The sequence below is a fragment of the Kitasatospora sp. NPDC088779 genome (assembly GCF_040685395.1).
Classification (GTDB): domain Bacteria; phylum Actinomycetota; class Actinomycetes; order Streptomycetales; family Streptomycetaceae; genus Kitasatospora.
Genome location: NZ_JBFBHW010000091.1, coordinates 1 through 14,351 on the forward strand (window position 1 = coordinate 1; position 14,351 = coordinate 14,351).

14 protein-coding genes and 1 pseudogene are annotated in these 14,351 nt (G+C 72.5%); 2 read left to right on the forward strand and 13 right to left on the reverse strand.

Annotated elements, in window-relative coordinates; translation table 11 throughout:
* Positions 1-320: 320 nt before the first annotated feature.
* Both AB0P03_RS39820 and AB0P03_RS39825 read right to left on the reverse strand, forming a co-directional pair.
* Positions 321-2,465, reverse strand: a complete 2,145-nt coding sequence (locus AB0P03_RS39820; RefSeq protein WP_363633587.1) for a restriction endonuclease — start codon at positions 2,463-2,465, stop codon at positions 321-323.
* A 136-nt stretch (positions 2,466-2,601) separates the two neighbouring features.
* Entirely contained in the window at positions 2,602-3,303 is a 702-nt protein-coding gene (locus AB0P03_RS39825) for a maleylpyruvate isomerase N-terminal domain-containing protein (protein ID WP_363633588.1), read from the reverse strand.
* Between the two features lie 89 nt (positions 3,304-3,392).
* Between AB0P03_RS39825 and AB0P03_RS39830 the strand changes: the two genes are divergently transcribed.
* Positions 3,393-4,328, forward strand: coding sequence for a DUF2797 domain-containing protein (locus tag AB0P03_RS39830; RefSeq protein WP_363633590.1), 936 nt, complete (start codon positions 3,393-3,395; stop codon positions 4,326-4,328).
* Between the two features lie 65 nt (positions 4,329-4,393).
* On the opposite strand, the gene AB0P03_RS39835 is transcribed toward AB0P03_RS39830, so the two are convergent.
* From AB0P03_RS39835 to AB0P03_RS39850, 4 genes are all read right to left on the reverse strand, one after another.
* Positions 4,394-4,639: a hypothetical protein gene (locus AB0P03_RS39835; protein WP_363587281.1), complete on the reverse strand. Its 246-nt coding sequence runs from the start codon at positions 4,637-4,639 to the stop codon at positions 4,394-4,396.
* A gap of 383 nt (positions 4,640-5,022) precedes the next feature.
* Entirely contained in the window at positions 5,023-5,760 is a 738-nt protein-coding gene (locus tag AB0P03_RS39840) for a succinate dehydrogenase/fumarate reductase iron-sulfur subunit (protein ID WP_363587282.1), read from the reverse strand.
* Complete coding sequence (locus AB0P03_RS39845; protein ID WP_363633591.1) at positions 5,757-7,700, reverse strand: fumarate reductase/succinate dehydrogenase flavoprotein subunit; 1,944 nt, start codon at positions 7,698-7,700, stop codon at positions 5,757-5,759. Before AB0P03_RS39845 ends, AB0P03_RS39840 begins: the two co-directional genes overlap by 4 nt.
* The gene (locus tag AB0P03_RS39850) at positions 7,697-8,401 is read right to left on the reverse strand and encodes a succinate dehydrogenase cytochrome b subunit (protein WP_363633593.1); all 705 of its coding nucleotides are present in this window, start codon (positions 8,399-8,401) and stop codon (positions 7,697-7,699) included. Before AB0P03_RS39850 ends, AB0P03_RS39845 begins: the two co-directional genes overlap by 4 nt.
* Before the next feature lie 96 nt (positions 8,402-8,497).
* On the opposite strand from AB0P03_RS39850, the gene AB0P03_RS39855 reads away from it, so the two are divergent.
* Positions 8,498-9,418 (forward strand): LysR substrate-binding domain-containing protein, encoded by a 921-nt coding sequence (locus AB0P03_RS39855; protein WP_363633595.1) that lies wholly within the window; start codon positions 8,498-8,500, stop codon positions 9,416-9,418.
* Positions 9,419-9,457: 39 nt separating this feature from the next.
* On the opposite strand, the pseudogene AB0P03_RS39860 reads toward AB0P03_RS39855, so the two are convergent.
* The 7 genes and pseudogenes from AB0P03_RS39860 to AB0P03_RS39890 all read right to left on the reverse strand — a co-directional run.
* Positions 9,458-9,577, reverse strand: a pseudogene (locus tag AB0P03_RS39860) (glutathione peroxidase); the annotation flags it as partial.
* 258 nt (positions 9,578-9,835) lie between these two features.
* On the reverse strand, positions 9,836-10,405 hold the full coding sequence (locus AB0P03_RS39865; protein ID WP_363633596.1) for a GNAT family protein: 570 nt from the start codon (positions 10,403-10,405) through the stop codon (positions 9,836-9,838).
* On the reverse strand, positions 10,395-11,102 hold the full coding sequence (locus AB0P03_RS39870) for a lasso peptide biosynthesis B2 protein (RefSeq protein WP_363633605.1): 708 nt from the start codon (positions 11,100-11,102) through the stop codon (positions 10,395-10,397). The genes AB0P03_RS39865 and AB0P03_RS39870 overlap by 11 nt, the downstream gene beginning before the upstream one ends.
* A 19-nt stretch (positions 11,103-11,121) precedes the next feature.
* Positions 11,122-12,933 (reverse strand): albusnodin/ikarugamycin family macrolactam cyclase, encoded by a 1,812-nt coding sequence (locus AB0P03_RS39875; protein ID WP_363633598.1) that lies wholly within the window; start codon positions 12,931-12,933, stop codon positions 11,122-11,124.
* Positions 12,934-13,009: 76 nt separating this feature from the next.
* A complete protein-coding gene (locus AB0P03_RS39880) occupies positions 13,010-13,153 on the reverse strand; it encodes an albusnodin family lasso peptide (RefSeq protein WP_363633600.1) in 144 nt (47 codons plus the stop codon).
* A gap of 290 nt (positions 13,154-13,443) precedes the next feature.
* On the reverse strand, positions 13,444-13,689 hold the full coding sequence (locus AB0P03_RS39885; protein WP_363633601.1) for a hypothetical protein: 246 nt from the start codon (positions 13,687-13,689) through the stop codon (positions 13,444-13,446).
* Positions 13,686-13,859 (reverse strand): hypothetical protein, encoded by a 174-nt coding sequence (locus AB0P03_RS39890; RefSeq protein WP_363633603.1) that lies wholly within the window; start codon positions 13,857-13,859, stop codon positions 13,686-13,688. The genes AB0P03_RS39885 and AB0P03_RS39890 overlap by 4 nt, the downstream gene beginning before the upstream one ends.
* Positions 13,860-14,351: the final 492 nt, after the last annotated feature.

A 14,351-nucleotide genomic window follows, 5' to 3' on the forward strand; every position in this document is an offset into this window, starting at 1 on the left:
CGGGAAGTCGACGCTGACGTTGTCGAGGGCCACGACGCGGGTCTCCCCGTCCCCGTAGACCTTGTTGAGGCCGGTGGCGCGGGCGGCCGCCAGGCTGGTACGGACGGCGGTTGCGGGGGTCGTCACGGGGGTGCTCCTGAGGGCGGGAACGGACATTCGGGGTTCCGTTCCATCCTCCCAATCCGTTCGAGCGCGATGCGTATGTCCCGAGGAGGGGCGACCCCCGCCGTCTCGGCGGCTCGGCGGGGGTCTTCTCCTCCTCAGGTATGACACCGACCCCTGAGGACCATGGTCCCCGTGCTGCGGACGATGGTCCCGTGCTACTCCACCGCGACGCCGAACGCGCCCGCCAGCCCGAGCAGACCGTTCGTCACCGCGCGGCCCGACGGGCTGAACTGCCAACCGTCGCCCGCACGCTGGAACGAACCCATGAGCATCGCGCTGTCCGGCACGCCGCCGGTGCCGGCCGCCCACTCCACCGGACCGGCCGCGCCCGGGCCGTACGTCGCCGCCAGGGCGACACCGTGCACGTAGCCGAGCGGCAGGGCCCGCGGCTCCTCCTCCTCGGTGGAGACGGCGACCACCACCTCGTCCACCGTGGCCGCCAGCCGCTCCAGGTTCAGGGTCAGCCGGACCGCGCGGGCCGGCTCGCCCGGCACCGAGTGGGTGGGGTGCAGCCGCACGGCGCCGTCCGGGTCCTGCGGGTTGTTGAAGAACACGAAGTGCTCGTCGCTCAGCACCCGCCCGGCGGCGCACAGGAACGCGGTGACGTCCAGCTCCACCGCGTCGCCGCCGGCCGTCCGGCTCTGCCAGCTGACCGTCAGGCTGCTGTGACGATCCGTCGGCGCGGCCGCCGGCGCGGGCTTCTCCTGTTCCGCGGAGCCGCCGCCGAGCCGCCCCCGCAGCCCCTGCTCGGCCAGCAGCTCCACCAGTTCCGGCCCGCTGACCAGCGTCAGCGGCTTCCCCTCGATGTAGCTGTACGAGCCGCGGCCGAAGCCGGCGGTGGTCACCAGGATGCCCTTGTTCGCCCCGTGGTGCCGGACGGTCGACTCCAGGTCGCGCACGGCCGTCGGGGGCACCGTCTTGCGGTAGCGCTTGGCCTGGATCACGATCTTGCCGCCGGTCACCGGGTCCAGGTCCTCGGCGACCACGTCCACCCCGACGTCGCCGCTGCGGGCCGTGGTCATCACCCGGAAGCCGCGCAGCCGGAACAGCTCGGCGATCAGCTCCTCGAACTCGATCGGGTCCATCTCGAACAGGTCCGGGTCGCCGTCGCCGCCGTGTCCGGCCAGGCTTCCGCCGACCGTCTCCGGCAGCCGGTCCGGCCGCACCTCGTCCAGCCGCTCCGGGCGCGCCGACAGCTTGCCGCCCAGGCCCTGGAAGCAGTCCACCGGCGCCACCCGGTCCAGCGCCAGCCCGGCGAACTCGGCCCGGGAGGCGGTCAGGGTGGACAGGAAGCGCTCCGCCTCCCGGCCGGTCGCCGGGTCGATGCCCAGGACGAAGCCGTTCAGCACCACCGAGTCCAGCATCCCGTCCCGGTCCGCCCGGAACAGCTCCGCCGCCAGCCGCAGCGCCGACTGCGCCAGCACCTCCCGATACAGCGCCTTGCGCTCCGTCGCCGGGCGGGCCACCTCCGCCTCGCGGTCGTCCGTCTTCACGTACCGCACCCGGTCGGCGGCCGGCACCACGTCCGGGCCGGGCAGCTCCCAGTTCACCACCAGCTGCCGGGTCGACGCCTCCCAGGCCGCCACCAGCCGGTGCGGGAAGCCCTCCGGCCAGGCCGCCGAGGCGTACAGGCCGGCGGTGAAGTACTCCTGCACCGCCTCCGGCTCGCCCGCGCGCAGCCGCCGCAGCAACTCCTCGGTACGGGCGGCGCGGTCCTCGTCCTGGCGGCGGAACTGCGCCGCCCAGGCCAGGTACTCCTGGTGGTACACGGCCAGCCGGCGCTGCCGGTCGGCCTCCTGCGCCTGGGCGGCGTACCAGTCCTGCTCGAACCGGGCCCGGGCCTGCGCCAGGTACTGCTCGTACTGCCGCCGCACCCCCGGATTGCGCGCCTGCACCTGGTCCGGCGGCGGCACGTGGTACTTCGGGCCGCCCTGATCGGGCAGCTCCACCGGCCGGCCCAGCGGGCCCGGGTCGAACGGCGGCACCGGGCGCGGGGCCAGCAGTGCCTGCGGGCCGAACGCCGGCGCCGCCAGCCCGGCGGCCAGCAGCCCGCGCAACTCCTCGACACGGGCGTCCAGTTCGGCCGTCAGCCGGGCCGCCTCCGCCTCCCGGGACTGCTGGTAGGCCCGCTGCGCCTCCCGCTCGTTGCGGGCCGTCGCCCGCTGCTCATCCCGCTGCTCGCGCTCCAGCCGGCGCTGCTGCGCCGCCTCGGCACGCCAGCGGGCCTCCTCCCGGCGCTGCTGCTGCCGCTGCGCCTCCGCCCAGATCGCCAGCACTCCGTCGTTCCGCCGCCCCGCCACCGTCCACCCCTTCATTGCACGCCGGACCGGTCGCGCCGCCCACCTCCCGGCCGCGCCGCCAACCGCGCCCGCAACAATAGAACGTGAACACCCCACCGGGCCAAGCCCCGGGAGCAGCGCGGCTGCACTGCACCGGTCAGTGCACCTGGGGGGCGTCCTCGGGCCGGGCGTGCCAGCGCCAGTCGGTGCGCAGCGGCCGGCCGGGCAGCGGGGTGCGGCCGGTGGCCCACAGGAGGGTCGGCCAGGGGGCGTCGGCGGAGGTGACGGGGACGTCGGGGAAGAGGCGGGCGAGGACGCGGCGGCAGAGGTCGGCCGGGGGGTCCCAGGGCAGGCCGAGGCCCTGGGCCACGTCGTGCAGGTGTACCAGCGTCTCGACCAGGCTCATCGCGACGAACCCGGCGGGGTCGGCGACACCCCACGGGTGGTAGGCGCGGACCTCGGGCGTCGCGGCGCGGGCGATCGCGACCATCAGCCCGCCGCTCGCCTCCAGCACCTCGATCAGCCCGTCGGGCCCGCTCGCGCGGTCGGCGCGGACGAAGTTGTTCGGCCCGCCGGGGAAGCGGCGCTCGGTGGCGAAGGGGACGTACCGCTCGCGCGGCGGGGCGGCCGGGCCGAGCTGGGCGGCGTAGGCGAGCAGGTCGTCGGCGAGGTGCTCGACGGTGGTCCAGCAGTCCCAGGTGACCGTTCCGGCGGGCTGGGACCAGTCGGCGTCCGCGGGTGCCGCGCGCAGGGTGGTGGCGGCGAGCTGAAGGACGAGCGCGAGGTCGTCGGCGGTGACGGGGGACTGGGCGGCGGTGTCGGCGGCGTCGGCGGGCTGGGCGGCGGTGTCGGGCGTCATGATCGCGGAGGCTAGCAGGGGGCACTGTCAGGGGGAGCACTGTCAGGGGTGGCGGGTACTCTGCACTGGTTCGAGAGGGAGGGATGCCCGTGACGATCGCACCGCAGCACCCGGACCGGCCCGCCGGCTGGGTCTCCACCGGGCTGAGCTGGCACGAGGGCCGCGCCCTGCTCGGCGCCGTGCGCGCAGGCCAGGCGCACGAGCGGGCCGTCACGCCCGGCGCGGAGGTCGGCTGGCTGCTGGGCGGGCCGCGCCGCTGCACCGGCGCCTGGCTGGCCGGGGCGGCGGAGCGCACCCCGTGCCCGCACCACGCGGTGATCGCGCCGGACGGCGCCGCGGTGCAGTGCCCGGCCTGCCAGAGCGTCGACCGCGGCCTGGCCCTCGCCCGGGACCAGATCCTCGACGACGGCCGGACGTACCTGCTCTACCTCGCCTGGTTCGGCGACGGCCTGCTGAAGGTCGGCCTGACCGCCGAGCAGCGCGGCGACAGCCGACTGCTCGAACAGGGCGCACTGGCCTACGCGTTCACCGCCCGGGGCGGGCTGCCGGCCATCCGGCGCGCCGAACTCACCGTCGCCGCCTCCGGGTTGGCGCGCGAGCGGTTCAAGGCCAGGCTGAAGACCGAGCACTGGTGGGCGCACGGCGACGAGCCGTACCGCCGGGCCGTGCTGGCCGAGGCCCGGGCGCAGGCGCACCGCCTGCTGGCCGGCCACGCGCTGGAACTGCTCGCCGAGCGCCCGGTGGTCGACCACGTGGCGCGGTTCGGGCTGTCCGACGGCGCCCCGGAGGCGTACCGGCAGGTCGGCGGCCTGGCCGACGGGGCGGTGATCGCGGGCACCCTGCGCCCGCCGGTGGGCCGCCACCTGTTCCTGGACCAGGCCGACGGCTCGGGGCCGCTGCTGCTGGACACCCGGCTGCTCACCGGCTGGACGCTCGCGCCCGTCTCCGGCCGTCCGACGTCCGGGGTGGCCCTGGAAGAGCGGGTCCGCCCGCCGGAGCCGGACACCCAGGAGGCGCTCTTCTAGAGCGGGCCAGGGACGCCGCCGGGCTGGGACGGTCCCTCGCGAGCGCGGGGGCGGGGGCTGAGGGCTCAGCCCAGCTTGCTGCGCACCCCGCCCGGGCCGGAGTGGGCCCGGCGGGACAGCGGCGGCCGGGACGGGCGGACGTCGGCGCGCGCGACGGGCTCGCCCTCGGCGGTGCGCCGGGCGAGTGCGGCCCGGGCGGCGGCCAGGGCCACGCGGGTGAGCAGCGGGTCATCCTGGACACCGGCGGACCGTTTGGCCGCCTGGCAGCGCGAGCACCAGATCGGGGAGGCGGGCCCGTCCGGGTACGCCATGCTCTCGGGCGGAAGGTAGTGTGCGCCGCACTCGACACACTCGAAGACCAGCCTCATCCGGCGATCACCGTCCCGGATCCGTGGCACCGACCGCAGGGCGACCAGAAGGTGTGGATCCTCGGCACCATGCTCCCTTCCTCGTCCCGTTCGACCGTGGCTTCGGTCTTCTGGGTCCCCCCGGACCCGCCGCAACCGGAACAGGACTGAACCTCGGGCATATGCCGTCCTTCCGTAGCGGAGCACCACGGTAGCGCGAATTCCCGGGTGCGGGCGCGGGACCTGACGATCCACCACCCCTCGGAGGAGCGTGCGAATGCCCCGTACGCCCCACTGCACGCCGTCGGCCCCGCGCCCGGGGGCACGGGGCCGGTCGGCGTGGCCCGTCAACCTCGCGCGGCCCGCAGGAATTCGCGGTTCATCGCGGCGATGCTGGGCAGCGGGATGCCCTTGGGGCAGGCGGTGGCGCACTCGCCGGTGTTGGTGCAGCCGCCGAAGCCCTCGGCGTCCATCGCCGTGACCATGTTCCGCACCCGGGAGGCGCGCTCCGGCGCGCCCTGGGGGAGCACGTTGAGGTGGACCACCTTGGCGGAGGTGAACAGCATCGCCGAGCCGTTCGGGCAGGCCGCCACGCAGGCGCCGCAGCCGATGCACTCGGCGTGTTCGAAGGCGGTGTCGGCGGCCTCCTTGGGGACGGGCGTGGCGTGCGCGTCGGGGGCGCTGCCGGTGGGGGCGGAGATGTAGCCGCCGGAGCCGATGATCCGGTCGAAGGCGGAGCGGTCCACCACCAGGTCCTTGACCACCGGGAAGGCCGCCGCCCGCCACGGCTCGACGTCGATGGTGTCGCCGTCCCGGAAGTGCCGCATGTGCAGCTGGCAGGTGGTGGTCCGCTCGGGGCCGTGGGCCTGGCCGTTGATGACCATGCCGCAGGCGCCGCAGATGCCCTCGCGGCAGTCGTGGTCGAAGGCCACGGGCTGGTCCCCGCTGGTGATCAGCTCCTCGTTGAGGCTGTCGAGCATCTCCAGGAAGGACATGTCGGGGCTGATGCCGCCGACCTGGTAGGTCGTCATCGACCCGGGGGCGTCCGGGCCCGGCTGGCGCCAGATGCGCAGGGTGAGGTTCATGCGTAGCTCCGCTGGGTGGGGTGGACGTACGCGAAGTCGAGGGCCTCGCGGTGGAGGACGGGGCCGGTCCCGGTGCCGGTGAACTCCCAGGCGGCGGCGTAGCCGTACTCCTCGTCGCGCCGGGCGGCCTCGCCGTCGGGCGTCTGGCTCTCGGTGCGGAAGTGGCCGCCGCACGACTCGGCGCGGTGCAGGGCGTCCAGGCACATGAGTTCGGCGAGCTCGAAGTAGTCGACGAGCCGGTTGGCCTTCTCCAACGACTGGTTGAGCTCCTGCCCGGTGCCGGGCACCTTGATCCGGCGCCAGAACTCCTCGCGCAGCTGCGGGATCCGCGCCAGGGCCCGACGCAGTCCGGCCTCGTCGCGGGCCATTCCGCACTCGTCCCAGAGGAGTTCGCCGAGTTCGCGGTGGAAGGAGTCGGGGGTGCGGTCGCCGTCCACCGCGAGGATGAGGTTCAGCCGGTCCTCGACCTCGGCCTCGGCGTCGGTGACCGCCGGGTGGTCGGCGGGGACGGCGGGCAGCGGGTTGCGGGCCAGGTAGTCGTTCAGGGTGGGCGGCAGGACGAAGTAGCCGTCGGCGAGGCCCTGCATGAGCGCGCTGGCGCCGAGCCGGTTGGCGCCGTGGTCGGAGAAGTTGGCCTCCCCGACGGCGAACAGGCCGGGGACGGTGGTCTGCAGGTCGTAGTCGACCCAGAGTCCGCCCATCGTGTAGTGGATCGCGGGGTAGATCCGCATCGGGACCCGGTACGGGTCCTCGGCGGTGATCCGCTCGTACATGTCGAACAGGTTGCCGTACTTGGCGGCGACGGCGTCCCGGCCCAGCCGGCGGATGGCGTCGGCGAAGTCCAGGTAGGCGCCCTGCCCGCCGGGGCCGACGCCGCGGCCCTCGTCGCAGACGTTCTTGGCGGCCCGGGAGGCGATGTCGCGCGGCACCAGGTTGCCGAAGGCCGGGTAGATCCGCTCCAGGTAGTAGTCCCGCTCGTCCTCGGGGATCTCGGCCGGCGGCCGGGTGTCGCCCTGGGCCCTGGGCACCCAGATCCGGCCGTCGTTGCGCAGCGACTCGCTCATCAGGGTGAGCTTGGACTGGTGGTCGCCGGAGCGCGGGATGCAGGTGGGGTGGATCTGGGTGAAGCACGGGTTGGCGAAGTGGGCGCCGCGCCGGTGGGCCCGCCAGATCGCGGTGGCGTTGGAGTTCTTGGCGTTGGTGGAGAGGTAGAAGACGTTGCCGTAGCCGCCGCTGGCGAGGACCACGGCGTCGGCGGTGTGGGTGCTGATCGCGCCGGTGACCAGGTCGCGGGCGACGACTCCGCGCGCCCGGCCGTCGACGACCAGCAGGTCGAGCATCTCGGTGCGCGGGTGGATCTCCACGTTCCCGGCGGCGATCTGCCGGGACAGCGCCTGGTAGGCGCCGAGCAGCAGCTGCTGGCCGGTCTGGCCGCGCGCGTAGAAGGTGCGGGAGACCTGCACGCCGCCGAAGGAGCGGGTGTCCAGCAGGCCGCCGTACTCGCGGGCGAACGGGACGCCCTGGGCGACGCACTGGTCGATGATCTCGACCGACACCTGGGCGAGTCGGTGCACGTTGGACTCGCGGGCGCGGAAGTCGCCGCCCTTGACGGTGTCGTAGAAGAGCCGGCGGATCGAGTCGCCGTCGTTGCGGTAGTTCTTGGCCGCGTTGATGCCGCCCTGGGCGGCGATCGAGTGAGCGCGCCTCGGGGAGTCCTGGAAGCAGAACTGGACGACGTGGTAGCCCTGTTCGGCCAGGGTGGCGCCGGCCGCGCCGCCGGCCAGGCCGGTGCCGACCACGATCACGGTGTGCTTGCGCCGGTTGGCCGGGTTGACCAGCTTGGCCTCGAACCGCCGCTGGTCCCAGCGCTGTTCGATCGGCCCGCCGGGGGCCTTGGTGTCGGCGATCGGCTCGCCGACGGTGTAGTCCAGGTAGCTCATTTGACGACTCCGAACATCACGGCCACGGGGACGGACAGGAAGCCGGCGGTCAGCACGAGCGCCAGGCCGTTGGCGGTCAGCTTGAGCGCCCGGTCCCGGCGGGCGTTGTTGGCACCGAGGGTCTGCGCGGCGCTCCAGAAGCCGTGCCGGATGTGCAGGCCGACGGCGAGCATCGCGACGATGTAGATCACGCAGCTGTACCACTGGCCGAAGGAGGCCACGATGTTCTGGTACGGGCGGCCGTGCTCGGCGGCGGGGTTCACGGTCAGCGTGGTCAGGTCGAGGATGTGCCAGACGATGAACAGCGCCAGGATCACCCCGCCCCAGCGCATGGTCCGGGTCGCGTAGCTCGCCCGGCGGCGCTTGTGGGCGTACTTGCTCGGCCGGGCGGCGAGGTCGCGGCGGCTGAGCTGGTAGGCCGAGACGCCGTGCAGCACGACGGCGGCCAGCAGGCCGAGCCGGGCGATCCAGAGGAACCACTCGTGGCCCAGGAACGGCTGGCCGATGGTGCGCAGCCAGGCCGCGTAGCCGTTGATGTCGTCGGGGCCGGCGAACACCTTGAGGTTGCCCAGCATGTGCGCGACCAGGTAGAGCAGCATGGCCAGTCCGGAGACGGCCATGACCGCCTTCTTTCCGACGGTCGACCGCCAGAGCGTCGCCAGGGTGGACGGATGCCGGGCCGTCCGAGTCGCGGTTGTCATGGCAGCAACGGTAGGGACGGTCGCCAGGGTGCGTCCAAGACATGCTGCGGCTCACGACGATAGTCAGGACCTATCGATGCGGCCTATCCTGGTGGGGTGCAGCTCCAGCAACTCCGCTACTTCCTGGCCGTCGCCGAGACCCGCCACTTCACCCGGGCGGCCGAGGCGGCGCACGTGGCGCAGCCGTCACTCTCGCAACAGATCCGTTCGCTGGAGCGGGAGTTGGGCGCCGAGCTGTTCCACCGCACCCGGGGCAACATCGCCCTGACCGACGCCGGGCAGGCGCTGCTGCCGCTGGCCCGGCGCATCCTCGCGGACACCGAGAGCGCCCGGCTGGCCGTCCAGGAGACGGTCCAGCTGCGCCGCGGCCGGGTCCGGCTTGGCGCGCCGCCGAGCCTGTGCACCAGCCTGGTGCCGGACGTGCTGCGGCTGTTCCGGGACCGCTACCCGGGGGTGGCGCTGGTGGTCCGCGAGGGCGGCTCGCGCGATCTGGTGCGCTGGCTGGCGGCGGGGGAGCTGGACCTCGCGCTGATCATCACCCCGCCGAGCGGCGAGGCGGCGCCGGCCCTCGCGGTCACCGAGCTGCTGCACGAGGAGCTGGTGCTGGTCTCCGCCGAGCGGCGGGCCCGGCGCAAGGTCCGGGTGGCGGAGCTCAAGGGGCGCCCGCTGGTGATGTTCCGGGAGGGCTACGACGTCCGGGAGGCGACCCTGGCGGCCTGCCGGGCGGCGGGCTTTGAGCCGGAGTTCGCGGTGGAGGGCGGCGAGATGGACGCGGTGCTCGGCTTCGTCCGGGCCGGCCTCGGGCCCGCGGTCGTCCCGGGGATGGTCGCGGCCCGCTCGGGCCTCGCGGTCACGCCCTTCGCCGGGCCGGGCCTGGGCCGCACCATCGCCGTCGCGCACGGCCACGAAGTGCCGCTCACCCGCGCCGCACGGGCCCTGCGCACGACCCTGCTGGCACATCTGCACCACGCCGCCGGATCCGGTGAACTCCCACCGGGGACCCGCCTGTTGCTGTGACGGGGAGGGCCGCCGGCTGCGCCCCCGTCGGCGGGCGGATCAGGCCGGCAGGACGGCCTCGATCGCCGCGATCAGCTCGGCCGACTCCGGCTCGACCCGCGGCCGCAGGCGGGCGGCCACGGTGGCGTCCGGAGAGATCAGAAACCTCTCGAAGTTCCAGTAACGTCACATCACCCCATCCGGTGTGATGTGACCTGCGACGACGCCTGAGAATGTCCCAAACGGACGCGTTGATGAAACGCGCACTGGGCCCCAAATCGGGGCCGTGCCCGGACTGTCCGCTCCCGAGTTTGCCGGAGGTTGACCTGTGGAGAGTCCTCCGTCCTGCGGCAGCGGGGGCAGTCGCAGGGTGGAGGTGGGCCCGTCGCTGGGGGGGGGTGAGGGCGACGGGGGTGCGAGGTGGTCAGGACTCGCCGGTCAGTCTGCCGATGCCAAGACGCTGAGACCCGAGAACTCCGAGGCCAACGCGTCCATGATCAGCTCGTCGCACGCCGCGCCGCGCCAGTACCCGGCCTGGCGGAGCGCGCCGACGTGCTTGAAGCCGGCCTTCTCGTAGACGTGGACGGCGGCCTTGTTGGGCGCGAGCACCTTGAGCCAGATGGACCGAAGATTGGCGACGTGGAACCCGAAGTCCAGCGTCAGCCGGGTGGCCGGGGTGGCGAGGCCCTTGCCGCGAGCCTCGGGCGCGATGACGAGGATGTATTCGGCGGTGCGGGCGTAGGTGTCGGGCTGGAGCGTGGTCATGCCGCTGGGCACCGGGTTCTCGGCATCCGTAAGGTCGTAGACCGTGAACCTGATGTTCCTGCCGGCGAGCTGCTGCTGAAGTCCCTGGGTCCGGCTTTGCAGCGACTCGGGAACCGGGCGGCCGAACCCGATCAGGGAACTCGGGTCCTCCTCCCAGCGCCAGTACTGCTCTGCCAGGTCGGACCGAAGGGGGCCGAGCCCGCAGGCGCCATCGGAAAGCCAGATCATCTGTTCAACGGACATAGTGTGCTCCGGGGATGCTAAGAATCGCTGTGAACAGCCCAACTGACGTGGACTCGGCGACGGGCGTGCCGTCCATGGTCTCGATCCAGGCGTGCAACCGTATCGGGTCAGGCGCGACGCCATGACGCCAAACTGCGGCCTTACCCGTCAGTTGGAGCAGCAGCATCGCGGCTGCCGACTCCTCCAGGCAGTTGGTCCGTCCGGGCGAGTACCAGCCCGCGCTACGTACGGCGTGGACGGCCTGTTCGGCTTCGCTGGCGGTCGCCGGTCTTCTCCGCCCCGTCGTGCTGGCGGAGTGAACCAGCTTGAGAACACGGCCCATCGCCTCATGCTCCGGGCCTGCGGCCTTGATGGCGTGGACCACCGAGAGGGCGGCAGCCGCCGCCAGTGTCCGGGTACGCGGGACGGGCACGGGAGGAGTCAGCCCGGCCCGGAACTCGTCGCCGCCCCAGCTTGCCTTCGGCGCCTCCACCTCGCGGACGCTCCGCCACGGCCGGGGCCGGTCAGCCACGCCCAGCAAGCCCGCCGCCAGCAGCGACTTCAGTAGCGGCTTCGGGATGTGCTGGGCGTTGCCGAACTCCGCCGCGTGACGGAGAGCTGTGCCGGCCGACGCGGGGAGCGTGCTGACCTGGCCGTTGTAGTAGTTCACCAGAACAACGGCGTGCCCAAAGTCCAGACCACGGACATGGCGGGGCATGCTCACGAACGAAGGCGAGTCAGTCACGGCCTCCTACTTCCTCGATCCATTGCGGCTCCGACTCGCGGTCAAGCGCCAGAAGCCATGCCTCGACGGCGAGTGTCCGATCCAGAATCCCCATCGGCACGGGCATGCCCATCGCGGCCTGCTTCAGTTCGCGGCGAAGGGCCCTGGGCTCGACCAGACCGAGGGCGGAGAGGAACCCGTCCGCCAAGCCGAGCAGGGCATCCAGGTTCTCCCGCCGGCCGGTGTAGAAGTCGGCGTTGAACGAGCCCTTGGTACTGCGGGCGGCGAGCGGGGCCGGCAGCAGATCACTCATCGCCCGCACCAGTTGCGGCTTGTAGGCGTACACGGGTGGGCGGGCTTCGAGCGGGACGCGCAGCAGGGTGTTGACCACGCTGGCGTCCAGGAACGGGTTGCGAAGTCGGATACCAACTTCCTCCGCCAGCGCGGCATCCGCCTGCGCCGTCCGGGCCACCTCACGAATCTCGTCTATGACCGTGCGGACCCCGGCATCGAGTCCCACGAGCGGGTCCGGAGCGGCGGCCACCCGCTCAATCTCACCCCGCAGTTGCGGCAGGGTCTCGACACCTGCCCAGGCAGGGAGCTGCACGGACGGGAACCAGTGAACGGTGCCGGCCGCCGAGAACGGGCCTTGAACGATCTGTGCGGCGAGTACGGACAGCGCGTCGGCCCGGGAGAGTCGAGCCGACGCGACTGCTTGCCGGAGAATGTTCGAGAGCGGAAGATGCCGAAGCCGGGCCCAGCCCGCGGCCTGGTGGAAGGCCGCCCTGAGCTGTCGGTGTCGAACCAGATCCGCGATGTGGACCGGCGGCTGCGAGCAGACGCTGTCCCCGCCATCACCGGTCAGATGAAGCGCGGTGTCGAATCGCTCGGCCATCCACTCCAACTGCCGAAGCAGCCCAGCCCAGGCCATCGTGGACGGGGCCGGTTCATCAGCGGCGGGCACGTCGGTGATCCCGGTGTAGGGCAGATGCCCGCGTTGCGTCGGTAGTAGGTGATGCTCGATCCTGCCGGGCATCGAATTCACCACGAGCCGAGCGAACCGAAGGTCAGCCCCCGACTCGTCCCCTTCAGGGTGGACCGTGACGGCGGTGACGCACACGTCGTCGGGTGCTTGGCGAGCCGCCAGGAGGGTGATGGACGATGAGTCGAGTCCGCCCGACAGGTCAGTGCTGAACGGGCCGTCGCCCAGTCCTAGGCCCACCGCCTTCTCAAGTTCGACCCGGAAGCGCCCGGCTGGCTCGGGTCCGATGTCCGGCTGCGGCAGCCACAGGTTCGTGATCTGAGGTGCTGTGCCCGGAGCGAGCCGGATACGCGCGCCCGGCGGCAACTGCTCGACCCCGGAGAAGTACGACCGGCCCGCAACGAGAGCGGGGAGCAGCGGCGCGAACACCGCTGTCACGAGCCGCCGCGTATCGACAGGGGCCCTGTTGAGCCCCGCGAGGAGCCGCGGCGACGACGACCAGGCCCACCCCGAACCGAAGCGGGTGACATAGACCGGCTGCGCGGCGGCCGGGTCGGTGAAGATCATGGTTTCGTATCCGGCCTCGCTCACCACCGCGTAGGCCCCCGGCCAGCGCCACGCCAGATCGGTCGGCAGAGGCCCGGCGCCCAACGCCTTCAGATCCGCCGGCCGCGCACCGCTCAGCCCGAGGGCGAACAGCCGGCGGGCCGGGCCACCCTTCGTGACGTAGAGCTGAGTCGGCGTCATGCCGGTCATCCATACGCTCGACTGCGGATGCAGCCGTGTCGCTCCCAACGGGTGTGGCGTGTTCGTTGCGGAGCTGCTGAAGCCCCCGAAAGCCATGGCGGCCTTCCCCTTTGCAGATCAATGGCAGAAGCGGAGCGGTGCGGCCCCGAAGGGCCGCACCGCAGAAGGAGGATCAGCTGGCGTACTGGTACACGTGCCGCTTGCCCTCGCCGCCGTCGGAGGTGCCGCCCATGGTGAGGGCCGCCGCGTCGCCGATCACGGTGACAGCCACGTCGTCGTCCTCGTCGGCCGTGATGATGGGCTCGTTCACGCTCATCTCTCTGTTCCTTCCTGCCAGGTGGTGCAACGTTCCACCGGGGATTCCCGGTGGAGCCCAGCCCAGACGACTTCCCCATCCAACTGGGCTGGGGGCTTTAGGGATCAGCGGCTTCGAGGCCGCCGACCGAGGTGCAGATCCGCGTGCACCGGCTTGCCGCGAGCAGTGAGACCGTGTAGGCGACGGCGACTGTCACGGGGGTCGGGTCCCCATGGGCGGACTGCCTGGCCGTGTCCCGGCAGTCGTCCTGGCCGTCGTTCACGAGGGTTCTCTTCGTCTCGGCGCGGGACCTACGCCGGGCGCTTGTCGAGCGCGGCCCGCAGCGCGGCACGGCGGTGGGGCGTTCGGGCGCGGATGTTGCAGTCGCTACAGATCGGGTGGCAGGTGCTTTGGGCGTCACCGGGGGCCTGGAGCGAGGTGCCCGCGCAGACCAGCGTCTCCCGGTGGCAGACCCAGCAGGTCCCCTCGCGGTAGCCGTCGGGCCGGTCCACGGCGTACCCCTCGCCCGTGAGCCGGCCGGTCGGCGGGGTACTCAATCCGCGGGCTCCAGGTCGGCGAGGGGGACCATCTCCGGGTGCGGGTCCGAGGAACGGTTCCGGTTCACCCAGGCGTGGTTGGCGAGCCTGCTCGGGGTCTCCGCGACGGTGCCCGTCCAGCCGTCGGTGCGGTGCCGGACCGGGTCGCCTTGGATCACACTGACTTTCACAGTTGCGCCTCTCTGTTGGGGAGTTGGATGGGGGTGTCTAGCCACGCGTCGCACGTGCGTCGTCAGAGGCGGGCTCGCACGGACTTCCTGTACGCCACGCAGCCCTTGCCGGAACACGTGGACTTCACGGCAGCGATCTGAAGCAGGTCGCCCGGGGAGCGGCCCCTGTCGAGGGCCTGAGCCGCCCTGTAGTCGTCCAGCGGATTCCACCTCGCCGGGGGTTGGCCTTCTCGACCTTCGTGGGGCCCGTCACGACTTCGCGGTACACCCGAGGGGTGGAGCGTCTGGCCATCGATCTGTCCTCCTTTGCCGAGGCCGCAGGAAAGGGGGCTACTTTGCGGTCATGCCTGCCGAGCCGTTCATCAACGACGACGACCACGATGCCTGCTGGATCTGTCCTAGTGTCCTGCGCCGGAGATCCGTCGGCAGAATCGGGCGAGGGAGTCGAGGATCTCGTCGGCGGTCTTGGTCCAGGTGAACGGTGTGGGGTCT